This window comes from Paractinoplanes ovalisporus (assembly GCF_016834655.1).
Classification (GTDB): Bacteria; Actinomycetota; Actinomycetes; order Mycobacteriales; family Micromonosporaceae; genus Actinoplanes; species Actinoplanes ovalisporus.
Map to the genome: position 1 here is coordinate 794,894 of NZ_JAENHP010000002.1, position 16,337 is coordinate 811,230.

General features: G+C 69.8%; 10 protein-coding genes. 4 read left to right on the forward strand and 6 right to left on the reverse strand.

Going from position 1 to position 16,337, the window contains the following annotated elements; genetic code table 11:
• Nucleotides 1-9: 9 nt before the first annotated feature.
• The 6 genes from JIG36_RS09595 to JIG36_RS09620 form a co-directional block, all read right to left on the reverse strand.
• Entirely contained in the window at nucleotides 10-2,424 is a 2,415-nt protein-coding gene (locus JIG36_RS09595; protein ID WP_203375660.1) for an nSTAND1 domain-containing NTPase, read from the reverse strand.
• A 359-nt stretch (nucleotides 2,425-2,783) separates the two neighbouring features.
• Nucleotides 2,784-5,735, reverse strand: a complete 2,952-nt coding sequence (locus JIG36_RS09600) for an MGH1-like glycoside hydrolase domain-containing protein (protein ID WP_203375661.1) — start codon at nucleotides 5,733-5,735, stop codon at nucleotides 2,784-2,786.
• A gap of 92 nt (nucleotides 5,736-5,827) precedes the next feature.
• A complete protein-coding gene (locus JIG36_RS51730; RefSeq protein WP_236046202.1) occupies nucleotides 5,828-6,286 on the reverse strand; it encodes a hypothetical protein in 459 nt (152 codons plus the stop codon).
• A 121-nt stretch (nucleotides 6,287-6,407) separates the two neighbouring features.
• On the reverse strand, nucleotides 6,408-8,642 hold the full coding sequence (locus tag JIG36_RS09610; RefSeq protein WP_203375663.1) for an NACHT domain-containing protein: 2,235 nt from the start codon (nucleotides 8,640-8,642) through the stop codon (nucleotides 6,408-6,410).
• A 102-nt stretch (nucleotides 8,643-8,744) separates the two neighbouring features.
• Complete coding sequence (locus JIG36_RS09615) at nucleotides 8,745-9,980, reverse strand: RICIN domain-containing protein (protein WP_203375664.1); 1,236 nt, start codon at nucleotides 9,978-9,980, stop codon at nucleotides 8,745-8,747.
• Nucleotides 9,981-10,047: 67 nt separating this feature from the next.
• A complete protein-coding gene (locus JIG36_RS09620) occupies nucleotides 10,048-11,067 on the reverse strand; it encodes a LacI family DNA-binding transcriptional regulator (protein ID WP_203375665.1) in 1,020 nt (339 codons plus the stop codon).
• A gap of 146 nt (nucleotides 11,068-11,213) precedes the next feature.
• Here JIG36_RS09620 and JIG36_RS09625 point away from each other — a divergent pair, with 146 nt between their 5' ends.
• Genes JIG36_RS09625 through JIG36_RS09640 form a run of 4 tightly spaced genes read left to right on the forward strand, consistent with a single transcriptional unit; the run spans nucleotide 11,214 to nucleotide 16,302 of the window.
• Nucleotides 11,214-12,557, forward strand: a complete 1,344-nt coding sequence (locus JIG36_RS09625) for an ABC transporter substrate-binding protein (RefSeq protein WP_203375666.1) — start codon at nucleotides 11,214-11,216, stop codon at nucleotides 12,555-12,557.
• Entirely contained in the window at nucleotides 12,557-13,426 is an 870-nt protein-coding gene (locus tag JIG36_RS09630; protein WP_203375667.1) for a carbohydrate ABC transporter permease, read from the forward strand. Before JIG36_RS09625 ends, JIG36_RS09630 begins: the two co-directional genes overlap by 1 nt.
• Nucleotides 13,419-14,267, forward strand: a complete 849-nt coding sequence (locus JIG36_RS09635) for a carbohydrate ABC transporter permease (protein ID WP_203375668.1) — start codon at nucleotides 13,419-13,421, stop codon at nucleotides 14,265-14,267. The genes JIG36_RS09630 and JIG36_RS09635 overlap by 8 nt, the downstream gene beginning before the upstream one ends.
• Nucleotides 14,268-14,289: 22 nt before the next feature.
• Nucleotides 14,290-16,302, forward strand: a complete 2,013-nt coding sequence (locus JIG36_RS09640) for a glycoside hydrolase family 2 protein (protein ID WP_203375669.1) — start codon at nucleotides 14,290-14,292, stop codon at nucleotides 16,300-16,302.
• Nucleotides 16,303-16,337 lie beyond the last annotated feature (35 nt).

Genomic DNA, 16,337 nt, shown 5'->3' on the forward strand with positions numbered 1-16,337 from the left:
GTACCCACCTCACCTCTCGGTCGAGACACATCGGAAGCCGGTCTGCGGGTCGAGGTCGGACGCGTCGGCGCCGTTGGCCCGGAACATCGGCATCGGTTCGTCGAGCCGGCCGCCGCCCTTGACCGCGAGCACGCTGACCCGGTCGTGCCCGTTCCAGGTGCCCAGCCGCCGCCACTGGTCGGTGGCGCCGCTCTCGAGGCTCTCGTCGTCCTGAACCTCCGTACGCACCCACTCCTGCACGTTCCCGGCCATGTGGATCAGCCCCTCGGGGGTGTCGCCGGCCGCGTAGCGCCGGTCGTCCACCGGGTCGAGGGCGGGCGCGTCCGACTCGCCGAACGCGGCGGCGACCCGGCGGGAGTCGGGTTCGGCATCGCCCCACGGGTACGGCCGTCCTGTCGTCCCGCGGGCGGCCCGTTCCCACTCGTTCTCCGTGGGCAGCCGGCGGCCCACCCACGCGCAGTAACCGGCCGCCTGGTAGGCGTTGACGTAGACGACCGGCTGCTCGGGATCCCCGCCGTAGTACAGGGTTTCGCTGAACGGCTGGACCGGTTCGAGGCAGTGGCGGGCGCGGACGCACAACCGGAACTGGGCGTTGGTCACCTCGTGGACGTCGAAACGCAGCGGCGGCAGCGTGACCGGGGACGGCCGCGGCCCGACCAGCGCCACCCCGCCCGGCAGCAGCACCGTCGGGCCGAGCCGCCGGGCCTGGTCGCGCCAGCGCCATTCCTGCACCGGGGGAACGGCCAGCCAGGCCGTTCCGGCCAGGAACGCGAGCACCACCAGGGCCAGAGCCGACCTTCTGGCCGTACGGGAAAATCGGCTCGCCCGCAGGAAACGCCGCTCGTGGTCGCCCAGCTCGTGCGGGTAGCGACGCCGCCATTCCAGGGCCGCGGCCAGGCGGCGCCCGCGATAGAGCGAACCCCGCTCGCGGCCCGCGCCCGCCCAGTCGCCGGCGTCCCGGCTGATCCGGCGGCGGGCCAGTTCGTCCGAGCGGTTCTGGCCGACCCACTCCCGCAGCGTCGGCCAGCCCCGGATCAGCTGCTCGTGGGCCAGGTCAGCGGTCCGGCCCTCGCCCACGATCACCAGCCGCTGGTCGACCAGGTGACGCAGCGTCCGCTCGAAATCCTCGCCGTCCTCACCCGTGCGCAACGCGGCGACCGGCTGCTGGCGGCGACTGTCGCCGTGGTCGTCGCTCAGGTGCACCAGCCGCAGCAGGATGCGCCGGGCGATGGCCTGCCGGGCGGGGGAGAGGGCGGCCAGGGCGGCGTCGGCCCGGGTCGCCATGGCGGTCGCCAGCCCGCTGCGGCCGTCGGTGCCCAGGGCCTCGTACGCGCGGGCCGTCAGCAGGCGGCGGGACCGGCGCTCCCACAGCAGCACCATCGTCTCCTGCAGCAGCGGCAGCACCCCGGGCTCACCGGCCGCGTCGTGCAGCAGCCGCTCGATCAGCACCGGTTCGAGGTGGACGCCGACGTCGCGGGCCGGCTGCGCGATCGCCCGCCGCAGTTCCTCCTCGCGCGGCGGCACGATCTCGGCCCGTTCGCCCGGGCCGAGCGGCCACAGCGGGCTCGTCATCAGGTCGGCGTAGTTGGTGGCCCGCATCAGCAGGATCAGCGCGCATTCCCGGGCGTCGCGCAGAATGCTGAGCGCGCGCAGGAACCGTTCCCGTTCGCCCGGCGTGGCCTGGGTGAACGCCTCCTCGAGCGGGTCCACCACGAGCAGCATGTGCCGGGCCTCGCCCTCCAGGGCCGATTTCAGGGCTTCGTACGGGCGGGGGCCGGGCCGCATCGCGCGGACCACCCAGTCCTTCTCCAGCCGGGGCAGCAGTCCGGCCGAGACCAGCGACGACTTGCCGGATCCGGACGGGCCGGCGATCAGCAGGAACCGCTGGTGCCGCATCCGCCGGGCCAGGTCGTCGATCTCCCGGTCGCGGCCGTAGAAGAAATGCGCGTCGTCCGGCCCGAACGCGACCATTCCCGGATAGGGGCAGCGCACCCTTTCCGCCGGGGGCTCGTCGATCGCCAGCAGGTCGCGCAGCCGTTTGATTTCCGCGTCCCACCGGTCGGGGTCGGTGCAGTCGAGACGTTCCCGGAAATCGAGATCGATCGGCAGCTCGCACGGATGGAGCATGAGCGGGACGACGTGGTGGGGATCGGTCACGCCGGAATGCGTGGCCAGGGTGCGGCCGAAGGTGGCCCATTGATCTGTCAGGAACGCGTCGGACAGAATCAGGACAGTGAACCGCGTTTCCCGTACGGCGCGAGCGATCTCCTCCACCGTGGCCACGCCCGGCCGGAACGACTCGGTGGTGAGCATCGCGCCCGGCGCCAGCCCCAGACCGGGGCGCAGAAAGCCGTCCACCCATTCGCTGTCCGGCGCGGAGTGCAGCACGAACAGCAGCGGCGAGCCGGCTTCGGAACCGTTCATGACGACTTCCCGAAATGATCAGGAATGTTGACGGAGATGACCCGATTCGGAGGCTCGCACAGCGATTCAGAAGCGTCAACAAGTTAGCCGACCGGCGTGACGACCAAGGTGCGCTCGCTGAACATCACCGGCACCGGGGAACCACCCTCCACGCGGTATTTGGCGGTGAATGTCGTGCGGCCGGGCCGCAGCCCGTCCCGGGGTGGCGAATCGGGTGATCGCCCACGCGCCGGCCGACCCGCCGACCAGCCCGCAGGCCGCTCCCAGCAGCAGGTGACGCCGCGTCAGCGACGCCTCGCGACGCGGCGGTTGTGGCTCCTCCGACGACAGTTCAATCATGCGGCGCCCCCAGCGGAAGCTTAACGGGTGTGCACGGTGACCCGGTTCAGCGCGATCGAGCCGGCGTCGAGGCGCAGGCCGAACGCGGGGGAGCCGGCCACCGAGGCGATCGGCGCGGTGTGGATCAGGCTCCAGGCGCCGTCGCGTTCGTGCCAGGTGGTGAGCGTTCCCGAGCGGGCCACGACGGCGAACCGGTCGCCGGCCTGCCACTTCACGGTCGCGCAGCAGCCGCCGTCGGGCTGGGACGCGCCGTCGGCCCGGATGTCCGCCCCCGACGTCCCGAAGTGGTTGTTGTACCAGGCCAGCGAGTTCGTCGGGTCGCCCGCGGAGAGGCCCAGGAACAGGCTGTCCTCGGGGGAGGATCCGGCGAACTTCGACGGCTCGACGATGACCGCGGTGCCGGCGGCCGAGGCCTCGACCGGCGCGGCCAGCACGGCGAACGAGCGCGAGCCGGCCGAGGCGGTCAGCGTTCCGTCGGCCACGGCCAGCGCGGGCGAGGGCTCGGCCGCGGGGTGGTCGATCCGGTACTGCGTCAGGCGATCCGTGGAGAAATCGTCGTCCCAGACCGTCGTCGGATAGTTCGCGGGGTCGAACTGGTAGGACGTCGGCAGCACGGCCCCGCTCACGCCCTCGGCTCCGGCGCCCGACTGCGCGAGAAGCCGCAGCGGCAGGCCCGCCAAGGGGTCGGCGGTGGCCGGGATCGTCACGTCCCACGTCGTCGTCAGCGTCGCGCCGGCCCGCAGAATCGGGACCCGTGCGGGCGTACGGGAAACTGCTGTCCACCCGCGAGGCAGAGCAAGCGATGCCCGTACGTCGGAAGCGGTCCTGGATGCCGTGATGCGCGTGCGGACGGTGGTGGTGGTCCCGGCGTCGACGGCCAGCGAACCGACCGTGAACGAGGCCGTCAGGCGGGGATCCGGCCGCCGCCATACCTGCAGGGCGGTGATGCCGACCGCACCGCCACCGTCGCGCGTCGGCACGATGCGGATGCGATCGGTCGTCAGCGGCGGGTCGACCACGATCCGGTTGATCGCCCGGCCCACCGGCGTCGCGGGCGTGCGCTGCTGGCCGGGCACGTCGATCCAGGCGCCGGCGGAATCCTGGTACTGCAGGGCGTAGGCGTCCGGGGTGCGAACTCCGCCGCCGTCGTCGTAGAAGTCCACCCGTACGTCGGAAACCGCCGTGGGCGCACCGAGATCGACCGCCAGCCAGTCCGACGCGTTCGGCGACTGCCACGTGGTCCAGCGGGTCGACGGCACGTCGAGGTGGAAGTTCTGCCCGTCGATCGCGTTGGCGGCGCTGTCACCCCGCCACGTGTAGGACGCCGAGGCGAGGGGATACCCGCTTTCCCGTACGTTGGCCGCGTCGTCCACGAGCTCAGGCAGCTCGATTTTCTTAGCCGGCCCCACGTTCAGCCGCACGTCCCCGAGCGTGGCCCGCGACAGCCGCTGCACGCCGTCGACCCAGACCCGCAGCCCGGCGCCCTTGCCGTAGACGCTGCCGTCGCGGTCCCACAGGATCGTCAGGTTGCGGCCGTGGTAGGGCACGTTCTCGACCGCGAAGTGGTTCCACGTCGACGGCACGAGCGGGGCGATCCGTACGGTGTCGTCGGACTGCGGCCGGATGCCGAGCAGCCCCGACAGCACCAGATCGGTGAAGGTCGAGTGGTTGTAGTCCTCGGAGTGGCCGGCGCCGTCGTAGATCCAGCGGTCCTCGTCCGGGTGGTGCGCCTCGGCCACGTACGGCTGGCCGTTCTTCCGCTGGGTCAACGCGTAGCCGCGCAGGATCGCCGTGTAGTCGTTCTTGTCCACGTAGGACTGAGCCGGATAGTCGAGCAGCTGGTTGGCCAGCGCGGTCAGGGTCTGGCTGGTGGCGAACGGCCAGCTCGGCCCGTCCCAGCGGCAGCAGCCGTTCAGCGCCTCGTGCATGAACCAGCGGCTGCGGCGTTCGGTGGTCGTCGGCCCGTACGGCGCGGCGAAGCCCTGCGGATCCGTCAACTGGGCCCAGGCAACGGATTTCGACGCCGACGGCATGTTGAAGTACCACGGGATGAACCCGATCTGCTCGCGGTCGGCGATCCGGGTGTCCTGCCCCTTCATGACGTGCTTGTAGAACGAGCCGTCCCACATCACCCGGTCGGTGGCCGCTTTCAGTTGCGCCGCCTCGTTCTCGTAGCGCCGGGCCGCCGCGACATCACCGGTCCGGCGCTTCAACAGCGCCAGGGCGCGGGCATCGCCGTACTGATAAGCGTTGAGGGTCGGCCGGTATCCGTCGCCACCGTGGTAGGGGTCGTCGCTCTGATAGGAGCTGGCGGTGAATTCCATTGCGTCCCAGACCGGCGTCTGCCAGTAGACCCCGCGGGTGGCGTCGAAGTTCGTCTTCTTCCAGCCCTGGTACTGCCGTTCGAGCGCCGGCATGCGGTCGATCAGGAATTTCCAGTCGCCGGTGACCTCGGCCCGCGCGACCGCCGCGTCGACCGCCCAGAACGAATACTGGTGGGCCCAGTCGGTCGTGTTCTTGTTCAGATTCTCGGTGGCCGGCTTGGCTTCCGACCCCGATCCGGTGAGCCAGTAGTCGAGGTAGTCGTCGAGATAGCGGCGGTCCCGCAGCCACCGTCCCTCATAGATGTGGTGTCCCGCCGCGGCGTCGATCCCACCGAACGGCGCCGAATAGCCCACCGGCCCGAGGAATTCGGAGACGATCCAGCCGTCCTTGGGTCCCGTGTATTTCAGCGCCTCCTTGAAGGTGCGCCACCGGTAGTAGTAGGTCTTCTCGATCTCGTCGTCGGGCAGATCGACGAAGGGGATGTTCGCCTCGTACCAGTCCGGTTCCGGCGTCGTGCCGCCGAGAAGCGCGCGGTGGTCGAGGAACTGGGTCGTCTTCCCGGCCGCTCCCGCCGGAGCTCCCGGCGCCAGCAGGCTCCCGAGCAGGCTCAGAATCGCGACGGCTACTCGTGTCCGACCAATCACCATCGCACGCTCCCGCGAGCCGAACGAGCAAGAATGCTCAGAGTCAAACATCGGCCTCCGTCAACGTCAAGGCCGTGTGCCAGACGTGTTACGCCTCAGCTCTGGTAACGGTGTTCGTGCGCTCCGAGACGGCGCAGGTCGACGCTGCGGGCCGGGCGGCGCGGCCGCGACGAGGGCCGCCCCTGGTCGTCGAGCCGGGCCTCCAGCCGGGCGAGCGTGGCCAGCACGTCGTCGCGGTTGCGGGCCGACTTCATCCAGGCCGGCAGCGTCTCGATCATCGACATCCAGCAGCCCCCGTACGGGCCGCGCTCGCGCAGATCGGCCGCCACGAACTCGGTCAGCACCGTCAGATGCTCCCGGTTGTAGACCCACAGCCGGTGCCCGCGAACGGTCGCCGAGGCCCACAGCGGCTGCTGAAAGAACGGGTCGACGGCCGCACCCCACCAGCTCGACCGGTGGCGCGGCGCCCAGTTCGCGGCATGCCCGCAATGCGAACAGACAAGCCGCCGCCCCCGGGTCGTCGAGGGCTGCTCATCACCCGGAACCCCCACCACCCGCGCGTGCGCGGCACACCGCGGGCAGACCACATGGATCGGATGAACAGCCAGAGAGTAAAGCGAGTGGGGCGACGTCATGTCCCGGTGCCGTGTCGCTCTCCCACCCATGCCGCGAACGCTAGCGAGCCCCCGCCCGTGCCCGCGACCGGTTATCGCGCTGTCCGGAGTGTTTGGCCGCCAGCGTCTCCTGAAGGCTCAGATGCCGGAACTGGTAGATGCTGCCGTTCTGGCGGAGCACGCCGCGTCGATGGGCGTCGGACAGAAAGGCCATCGTGCGCCACGGCAGGCGTCCCGACGCGGCGAGCCAGAACCGCGCGTCGGCATAGACCTGGCTCGCCTCACCCGGGTCGAGCACAGACGGAGAGCCGGCCAGGCTTCGCAGCGCCAGGCTGCCGGCCGCGTAGGCCAGGAAGAATCCGGTCACCGCCGGGCCGCACAGGGCCCATACGAGAATCGTCAGCTGGACGGTCAGGATCAATCTGGTGGTCAGGAAGGCTCGCCGGTCCAGACGCAGAGCTTCCGGCGGGTCGGCGGTGCGGGTCACGTCGACCGGCTTGATCTCCGGCCACGCCCCCATGGTGATCAGGGCGAGTGCCATCAGCGTCCAGATCCACAGCGGCACCGACGTCAGCGCAACGAGCGTCGTCCGGTAGGTCGCCCGCGTCGAGGGGCCCGCCACCAGCCAGGCCAGGCCCGCGAGAAGGGCGACCATGAACAGCAGGCCCAGAAGATCCCCGAGCGCGGCCGGGAGGTGCCGCGGTGACCACTGGCGGATCTCCTTCGGTGGTTGCTCCCCGATGCCACCCGGTCCCTGAACCGCTGCCGAGACGGCGGCGAACAGCGCGAACAGCACCACCGCGCCGGCGATCGTCACGGTCGACAGGAAGGGCAGGAGATGGTCGGCGATGGAGCCGATCCATCGGTGAAACCCGGTGTCCCAGTCGAAGAATCTCTTCATCAGCGGGGCCAGGGGCGCACCGACGGGACCCTCGTACAGGGTGGCGGGGAAGCTTGTCTCCTCGGCCGGCTCGACATACCGGCCTTGCTGCCAGAATCCTCCGTGGGAGAGCAGCCAGATCAGGAACGCCGCGACGGCCGCGCCCCGCAACGCGGCCCGAAGGCCCGACGAGACCCCGTACCAGCCGTTCAACGCGCGGGGCAACCGCCACCAGGCGAGTTCGGTCGTGCGGGTGTGTTCGACGTGGGCGGCCAGGAAGGCGAGCCGGCGTTGGGCCCGTCCCGCATCCGTGCCGTAGACCGTGGGTACGAACGCGTCCAGCAGGTAGCCCTCCAGGTCCACGCCCTCGTCGTCCATCCGGACCAGCCGGGCCGGATCCACTCCCGGTGCCTCGTGGATCGTGCGGGCGAGCCACAGAAAGAGCGGGTTGGTCATGGCGTCGGCCAGCCGACCGGCCGGCTCCCACTGCAGGCGGTTGACGACCGGACGCCACCGCGCGGGATGCGCCGCCTCATTGAGGTAGGCGTACACATCGGGTAGGTGCAGCGACCGCAGTTCCACCCGGGCGGCCCCCGAAATCGACCGGCCCGCGGCGGCCACCGCCTCGGTGAACTCGTCCGGGCGGCTGGTCAGCACCAGGGGCTGGTCGGAACCGTAGGAGTTGACGGCCTCGAGCGCGCGTCGCCGCACGTCGGCCGGCAGCTCGTCGAAGCCGTCGAGGATGGGCAGGACGCGGCCGTTGGTCAGCAGGGTGACGGCCAGCGACGTCTGTCCGCCGCTCGACAGGTTCACCTCGGCGCCGAGGCCGGGATGCCTGCGGATCAGCTGGTCGGTCAGCCACTCCTCGACCGTCGTCCGCTCCTTCCAGGTCGCCATCGGCAGGATCACCGGGACGGGATCACCCGGCGCGCGGCGGGCCAGAAGATCTCGGGCAAGACGCGTGACCAGCACACTCTTGCCCGCACCGGCCTGACCCAGGATGATCAGCCGCCGGGTGGGTATCCGTGCGAAGACGGTGCCGACCTCGGTGAAGCTGCCCGTGAGGTCGGCCGGGGCGTCGATCACGTCCCAGCTGACCGGCAGGGGCCGGGGATCGTGGATCCGGCGCAGCCGTTCCTCGTCGGCCCACTGCCGGCGCAGGGTCACCGCGAGCTCCTCCAGCGCCTGCGTTTCGCCGATCTCGGCCGGCGTCGACCCGGTGCCCCGTGACCACAGCATCTGAGCGAACGTCATGGCGAGGGTCACCAGGGCGACGATCAGGGAGCAGACGCTGGCCGCCTGGTCGGCCCATCCCAGACCGTGCTGGGCGGCCACGCGGCCCAGCGCGAAGAGGAGGGCCGCGCACGCGAGCCAGTACAGCGAAACCCTCAGGCGTCGAATCGTCACCTTGGACACGACGCCATGGTGCGGCACTTGTACCTTTTAGGCGAACATGTGCCTCCGGCCCGCCGCGTCCGGGTGACCGGGGTTGCCGGCCACCCGGAGAGGGTCAGGGGGTCAGGCCCGGGACCACTTCTGGTTGGGCTGGCCCGAACAGTCCCACAGCTGGAGCTGCGCGCCGTTCGCGGTGTTGCGGTCCTTGACGTCTACGCACTTGTTGGCCGACACGTTCACCAGGTCGCCCGCGGCCGACAGGGTGAAACGCTGCACCGGGTTGCTGTTGCAGGTGACCAGCTGGATCGGCGTGCCGTTGGTCAGGGCGCCGCCCGCCGGGTCCATGCATTTGCCCATCGCGCGCATCGTGCCGTCGCCGTTGGCTGTCCACTGCTGGGCCGCGCTGCCGTTGCAGTCGTAGGTCTGCAGGCGGGCGCCGTCGACCGGGTTCGCGCCGGGGATGTCGATGCACCGGCCGCTCAGGCTGGACTTGAGCGCATTGCCGCCACCGCTCGGCGGCGGTGTCGTGGTGGAGGTGCTGACGTGCACGTAGTCGATCAGCATCTTGCTCTCGGCAGGCAGGCCGGCCGGGTTGCCCTGGCCGAAGTTCCCGCCGATGGCCAGGTTGAGGATGATGAAGAACCCGTGGTTGAAGACCCAGTTGACGTTGCCCTTGGCGGCGCGCAGCGAGTCGGGGGTGGCGCGGAAGAACTCGCGGCCGTCCACGGTCCAGACGACCAGATTGGGCGACCAGTCCACTGCGTACGTGTGGAAGGCCTGGTGCCACGGGGTGCTCGCGGTCGTGATACCGCCGAAGGAGTTGCCGCCCGAGTAGCCGGGGCCGTGCAGCGTGCCGAAGAGCTGGTTGGGCTCGCGGCCGACGACCTCCATGATGTCGATCTCGCCGTCGGCCGGCCAGTTGCCGCCGCCGAGCATCCAGAAGGCGGGCCAGAGGCCGGAACCGGCCGGCACCTGGATGCGGGCCTCGATGTGCCCGTACTGCTGGGTGAACTTGCCGGCGGTCTGGATGCGGCCGGAGGTGAACTGGCAGGTGCCGTTCCAGCAGTCGTTGTGCCCGCCGCTGCCCTTGCGGGCGGTGATGACCAGCTGGCCCTGGCCGTTCATGGCGACGTTGCCGGTGCCGCTGGTGTAGTACTGCAGCTCCTGGTTGCCCCAGCCGTGGCCGCCGGTGTCGAAGTTCCACTTCGACGTGTCGACGCCGCTGCCGGCCGGGCCGTTGAAGTCCTCGTTCCAGACGACGGCCGCCTCGGCCGTGTCACTGCGGGAGCTGACCGCGAGGCCGGCGCCCAGCGCCACCACGAGGGCGGTCGCCGCGATGAAAAATCGGGATCTGCGCATGGGGATGATGCCTCCTGGGGGAGAGGGCAAATTACATGCAGCAGCCTTAACAATTGACGGGCATCAGTCAAATCGCGCCGAGCGTGCTCTCGCGGGGCAGCAGGGTGTGGGCGGCCCGCACCTCGGCCGGGGCCGGTGGGGTTCCGCCCTCGATGAGGGCGACCAGGCTTTCCACGGCCAGCGTCGCGATCTGCTGCTTGTCGGGGACGACCGTGCTCAGGCTCGGGGTGGAGAACTCGCCCTCCTCGATGCCGTCGATGCCGATCACGGCCACGTCGTCGGGGACGCGGACGCCGGCCGACCGCAGGCCGCGCAAGGCGCCCATGGCCAGCAGGTCGTTGTAACAGAAGATGGCGTCGGGCGGGTGGGGCAGCGCCATCAGGGCCGTCGCGGCGGTGGCGCCCAGGCGGCGGTGGAAACGTTCGGTCGGCCGGACCAGGGCGGGGTCGTACGGGAGGCCCGCGTGTTCCAAAGCCTGGCGGTAACCGGCCGTACGGAGTTGGGCCGTCTCGCCCGTGCGGTAAGGCTGGTCGCCGATCGCGGCGATCCGGGTCCGGCCCAGGGAGATCAGGTGGGCCGTGGCGTCCCGGGCGGCGGCCACGTTGTCGATCGCCACGTGGGAGAAGCTGCCGTCGAACAGGTGCTCGCCCAGCAGAACCACCGGCGTCTTGTTGCCGCGCTCGCGCAGCTCCTGGGCGCTCAACGTGAGCGGGCTCAGGATCAGGCCGTCGAACAGGGTCAGGCGGGAGTTGCGGGTGAGCAGTTCCCTTTCGCGGGAGGGATCGGCGTCGGTCTGGTCGACCATCACCGCGTAACCGTGCCGGCGGCCGGCCGCGATGACCGCGCGGGCCAGCTCGGCGAAGTAGGGCACGTCGAGCTCGGGCACGACCAGGCAGAGCATGCCGCTGCGGCCCTGTTTCAGGTTGCGGGCGATCAGGTTGGGGCGGTAGTCGAGCTCGGTCAGCGCGGTCTCGACCTTGGCGCGCAGCGCGTCGGACACCGGCGCGTAGCCGTTCACGACGTTCGACACCGTGCGGATCGACACCCCGGCCCGGCTCGCCACATCACGCAACGTGGCATCGCGCATTCCTGACCTCCCCATGAGTCGACCGACAGCCTACGGCCAACGCGCCCATCTTAGGTCTTGCATCGTTGCAGAGCGAGGTGCACGATGTCTGCATCGTTGCAGAGCGGTTAAGACTCCGGGCAAACGAGAGCTCGAAGGAGCAGATAATGACAACCCGCCGTACCCTCCTGGCCGGTGCCGCCGGCGCCGGTGCCCTGACCGCCCTCGCCGCGTGCGGCGGCGGTTCGGACGACACCACCTCCTCCCAGCCGCTGACCGCGAGCAGCAGCAGCGGCCCGCTCACCGGCTCCCTGACGATCTGGAGCCGATCCGGCGACCTGTTCAAGGTCTTCGACGCCGCCATCAAGAAGTTCACCGCCGCCAACCCGGGCGTCACCGTCGACCACCAGGCCGTCGACATCGACGCCAAGCTGGCCAACACGCTGATCTCCGGCGCCGGGGTGCCGGACGGCTCGTTCTGGGACGACGCCAAGATCGCCGGCCAGGCCGAGCACCTCTACGACCTGACCTCGCTGATCGCGCCCTACCGCGACCAGATCGCCCCGCAGAAGCTGAGCGTGAACACCGTCGACGGCAAGGTCTACGGCGTCCCGTGGGACCTCAACCCGGGCCTGCTCTACTACCGCGAGGACCTGCTGCAGGACGCGAGCATCGACCCGGCCGGGCTGGCCACGTACGACGATCTGCTCACCGCCGGCCGCAAGCTGCAGGAACGCAACGCCAAGGCCAAACCCATCCACCTCGACGCCGACCCGTTCCTGGGCCAGCTGTGGCTCGAGATGCTGGCCAACCAGCAGGGCACCAGCCTCAGCGACGACCAGGGCAAGCTGCGCCTCGACTCCGAGGAGTACCGCCGCATCTTCACCTGGATCAAATCGGCGGTCGACGACAAGCTGGTCACCCACACGCCGTACCTCAAGCCGGCCGACATCGCCGCCCTCGAGGACGGCACCCAGGCGTTCGTGCCGTGGGCGATCTGGTTCGACTTCGCACCGCAGACGCTGCTCAGCAAGACCAAGGGCAAGTGGCGCGCGGCCCCGCTGCCGGCCTGGACCGCGGGCGGCGCGCGCAGCGGCGCGATGGGCGGCTCCAGCTTCGTCATCCCGGCCAAGGCGAAGAACCCCGAACTGGCCTGGCGTCTGTACGAGTTCCTGACCGTCAAGGACGAGGGCATCCAGGCCGTGTACGGCCCGAGCGACACCTACCCGGGTGGCCTCAACACCTCGGTCCCGGCCTTCCTGCCCGCTCTCGACGCCGCCAAGCCCCTGTTCCAGCCGGTCGAGGCGCTGGGCGGCCAGGACCTGTGGAAGGTCGCGGTCGACGCCAGCAAGACCATCCCGGCCGCCGCCCCGATCCCGGCCTGGTGGGCCAAGTCGGTCGACTACCTCGGCAACAACGTGCAGCGCCTCATCCAGGGCCAGATGTCGGTCGACGACGTGATCGGCGAGTCGACCAAGCAGATCCAGCGGAACCTGGTGGACCGCGCCTGATGTCCGCGCTCCTGCAGAAGAGGGCGGCGCCGTACGTCTTCGTGCTGCCCTTCTTCCTGGTGTTCGCCGCCTTCGGGGCCTACCCCCTGGCGTACGCCCTGAGGCTGAGCTTCACCAAGTGGACCGGGGCCGGCGAGGCCCGCTGGATCGGCCTCGACAACTACACCTACCTGCTGACCAGCCCCGAGTTCTGGGCGTCGCTGGGCAACAGCTCGATCATGTGGCTGCTGGTGGTCCCGATCCAGCTCGTCGCCGGCCTCGGCGCCGCGGTGCTGCTCTCCAACGCGAAACTGCGGCTGCGCGGGCTGTTCCGGGTCGCCTTCATCGCGCCGTTCGTCACCCCGCTGGTGGCGATGGCGCAGGTCTGGATCGTCGTCTTCGACCGCGACTACGGCCTGGTCAACCACGCGCTCAACCTGATCGGTCTGCCCGATGTGGGCTGGCTGACCAGCACCGCCTGGTCGAAGCCGACGCTGGCGCTGCTGTTCCTGTGGAAGACCACCGGATTCGCCATCATCATCCTGCTGGCCGGGCTGCAGTCGGTTCCCACCCACGTGTACGAGGCGGCCGACCTCGACGGTGCGTCCCGCTGGCGCCAGTTCTGGTCGATGACCGTGCCGTTGATGCGGCGCAGCCTGTCGTTCCTGCTGGTCATCCAGACGCTGGCGGTGTTCCAGATGTTCGCCGAGCCGTTCGTGGTGACCCAGGGCGGCCCGTACGGCTCCACGACCACCGCCGGCCTCTATCTCTACGACCACATCACGGCCTCCGACCTCGGCACCGGGGCGGCCAACTCGTTCCTCCTGGTGATTCTCGTGTTCGCACTGTCGCTCATTTCCGTCCGGTTCCTGCGAGCCCGCGATGAATGACAAACGGCCAGGCATTCCCACGTACGCGTTACTGGCCGTCCTCGCGGTGCTCTTCCTCTACCCGATCTGGTGGGCGATCAGCTCCTCGATCAAGCCGGCCGCGGAAATCATCAGCGACCCGCTCAGCTTCAACCCGCTCGACGCCACCCTCGACGGCTACCGGGCGATGTTCGCCGACGTGCCGATCGGGACCGGCTTCGCCAACACGGCGCTGGTCCTGGTGGTCAAGGGCGCGATGACGCTGTTCTTCTGCCCGCTGGCCGGATACGCGTTCGCCAAATACCGGTTCGCCGGCAAGAACGTGCTCTTCGGGATCGTGCTGCTCACCCTGATGCTCCCCACGCTCGTGCTCATCATTCCGCTGCTGCTCGAAATGAGCGCGCTGGGCTGGGTGAACACGTACAAGGCGCTGATCCTGCCGGGCAGCATCGACGCGTTCAGCATCTTCTGGATGCGGCAGGTCATCGCCGCCATTCCGGACGAGCTGCTGGACGCCGGAAGAGTCGACGGAGCCTCGGAATTCGGGCTGTTCCGCCGGATCGTCGTGCCGGTCATCCGTCCCGGTCTGGCCGGGCTGGCCGTGCTCACCATGATGAACATCTACAACGACTTCGTCTGGCCGGTCGTCGCCGTCAACGACGAGAAGCATCAGACGTTGCAGGTGGTGCTCTCGACGCTCGCGCAGAACATCACCGGCAACCGGATCGGCGCCGATTTCGCCACCGTCTGGAGCGAGCTCCTGGCGGCCAGCAGCATCGCGATGATCCCGCTGCTGCTCGTCTTCATCTTCCTGCAACGCCACTTCATCAACGGCATCCTCGCCGGCAGCGTCAAAGGCTGAAACCCGTTTAGGAGCAACAACAATGGCAGAGTATCCGCGGCCGCACTTCGACCGCTCGCACAGCTGGCTCAGCCTCGACGGGGAATGGGACTTCTCGTTCACCGAGCCCGTCTACGACCGGCGCATCACCGTCCCGTACGCGTGGGAGACCCGTGCCTCCGGCATCGCCGAGTTCTGGCAGCCGGTCGGCTGGTACCGGCGCCCGCTCGACGTGCCGTCGGAGTGGAACGGGCAGCGGGTCGTCCTGCATTTCGGCGCCGCCCATCATCTGACCACCGTGTGGGTCAACGGCATCGAGGTCGTGAGGCACGAGGGCGGCTATACGCCGTTCGAGGCCGACATCACCGACGCGCTCGCATCCGGAAACGGGGCGGAACTCGTCGTGCGGGTGGACGCACCGGCCGACAAGCGCGAGATCGCCCACGGCAAACAGAGAAGCGTTCCCCGTACGGACTACGACGGCGTCTGCTTCACCCCGAGCTCGGGAATCTGGCAGTCGGTCTGGCTCGAATCGCGTCCGGCCACGCACATCGGGTCGCTGTCGTTGCGCCCGACCGAAAATCTCGACGGCATTTCCGTACGGGTGAAGGTCGCCGGTCCGAATGCGGCCGGCGCGACGCTGAAGGTCGACGGAATCGCGGCCACGGCCGATCCGACGGGCGCCGCCGAGATCGAGCTGCCGATCGCCGAACCGCGGCTGTGGAGCCCGTCCGACCCGCACCTCTACTCCGTGCGCGTCGAGCTGGAAACCGCCGACGGCGTCGACCGGGTCAGCGGCTACACCGGGCTGCGCAAGGTCGAGGTCCGCGGCGAGGAGATCCTGCTCAACGGCGAACGCCTCTACGTCAAGGGCGTGCTCGACCAGGGCTACTGGCCGGAAACCGGCATCACCCCGCCCGGCGACGAGGCCATGATCCGCGACCTGGAACTGGCCCGGGAACTGGGCTACACCCTCGTACGCAAGCACCTGAAGCTCGAAGACCCGCGCTTCATCCACCATGCCGACCGGCTGGGCATGCTGCTGTGGTGCGAACCGGCCTCGACCGGCACGTTCACCGAGGCGTCGACGGCCGCGTTCGAGGCGCAGATCGAGCCGATGGTCCGGCGTGACGGCAACTCCCCGGCGATCGTGATCTGGGGGCTCTACAACGAGGAGTGGGGCCTCGACTGGGACATCCCGGGTGACGCGGCCAAGCAGGAGGCGGTCGTCACGGCGTACGGGAAACTCGCCTCTCTCGACCGGAGCCGGCCGATCGTCGACAACTCGGGATGGACCCACGTCCGCACCGACCTGCTCGACTGGCACTACTACGACGAGAGCGCGATCGGCTGGGCCCGCACCCTGCGCGCCCTGGTCGAGGGGGAGCGCGACGACTTCCCGGTCAAGCTCGGGCCGGATTTTGTGGTGCACAAGGCGCTCGCCGTGCCGTCGCAACCGCTGCGCGGACTGCCCAACCTCAATTCCGAGTACGGCGGAGGTTTCACCAGTGTCGAGCGGGGCTGGCACCTGCGCTGGCAGACCCAGGAGTTGCGCCGCCACGACCGGCTCTCCGGCTACGTCTACACCGAGCTGTACGACATCGAGCACGAGTCCGCGGGCCTGCTGACGTTCGACCGGCAGCCCAAGGACCTGGGCGGCGCCTCCCCGGTCGACGCCAACGCGACCACCACCCTGGTGCTGGACGTCGAGCCGGTGGCTCCCGGCCGCGACATCCTCGGCCCGGACGCGCAGTTCGGCGTGCACGTCTCGCACCACGGCCCCGAGCTGTTCGCCGGCACCCTGACGTGGGCGTGGGGTCCGATCTATTCGACGGCCCCGCTTCTGGGCGCCGTCGACGGTCCCGCGGTCGAGGCCAAGCCGTACGAACTCAGCGCGGCCGTTGCCGTGGCGGCGGTCCTGCCCGACGGCTGGTCATCTGGCCGTCTCCACCTGACCGCCGTCACCGCCGACGGCCGGGTCGCCGCCCGGGCCACCGTGGACGTGGACCGCAGCACCACTCCGCACATCGGCGACGACAAACTCGTCTCAAGGTGAGACACCTCCCGTCCCGGGTGCGCGGTCTGATGGCG

What these genes read in the sequence shown, in the direction of transcription:
- JIG36_RS09615 (WP_203375664.1), bottom strand. Translation starts at nt 9,980, where the DNA reads ATGCGCAGATCCCGATTTTTCATCGCGGCGACCGCCCTCGTGGTGGCG.
- JIG36_RS09620 (WP_203375665.1), bottom strand. Translation starts at nt 11,067, where the DNA reads ATGCGCGATGCCACGTTGCGTGATGTGGCGAGCCGGGCCGGGGTGTCG.
- JIG36_RS09635 (WP_203375668.1), top strand. Translation starts at nt 13,419, where the DNA reads ATGAATGACAAACGGCCAGGCATTCCCACGTACGCGTTACTGGCCGTC.
- JIG36_RS09625 (WP_203375666.1), top strand. Translation starts at nt 11,214, where the DNA reads ATGACAACCCGCCGTACCCTCCTGGCCGGTGCCGCCGGCGCCGGTGCC.
- JIG36_RS09595 (WP_203375660.1), bottom strand. Translation starts at nt 2,424, where the DNA reads ATGAACGGTTCCGAAGCCGGCTCGCCGCTGCTGTTCGTGCTGCACTCC.
- JIG36_RS09630 (WP_203375667.1), top strand. Translation starts at nt 12,557, where the DNA reads ATGTCCGCGCTCCTGCAGAAGAGGGCGGCGCCGTACGTCTTCGTGCTG.
- JIG36_RS09600 (WP_203375661.1), bottom strand. Translation starts at nt 5,735, where the DNA reads ATGGTGATTGGTCGGACACGAGTAGCCGTCGCGATTCTGAGCCTGCTC.
- JIG36_RS09640 (WP_203375669.1), top strand. Translation starts at nt 14,290, where the DNA reads ATGGCAGAGTATCCGCGGCCGCACTTCGACCGCTCGCACAGCTGGCTC.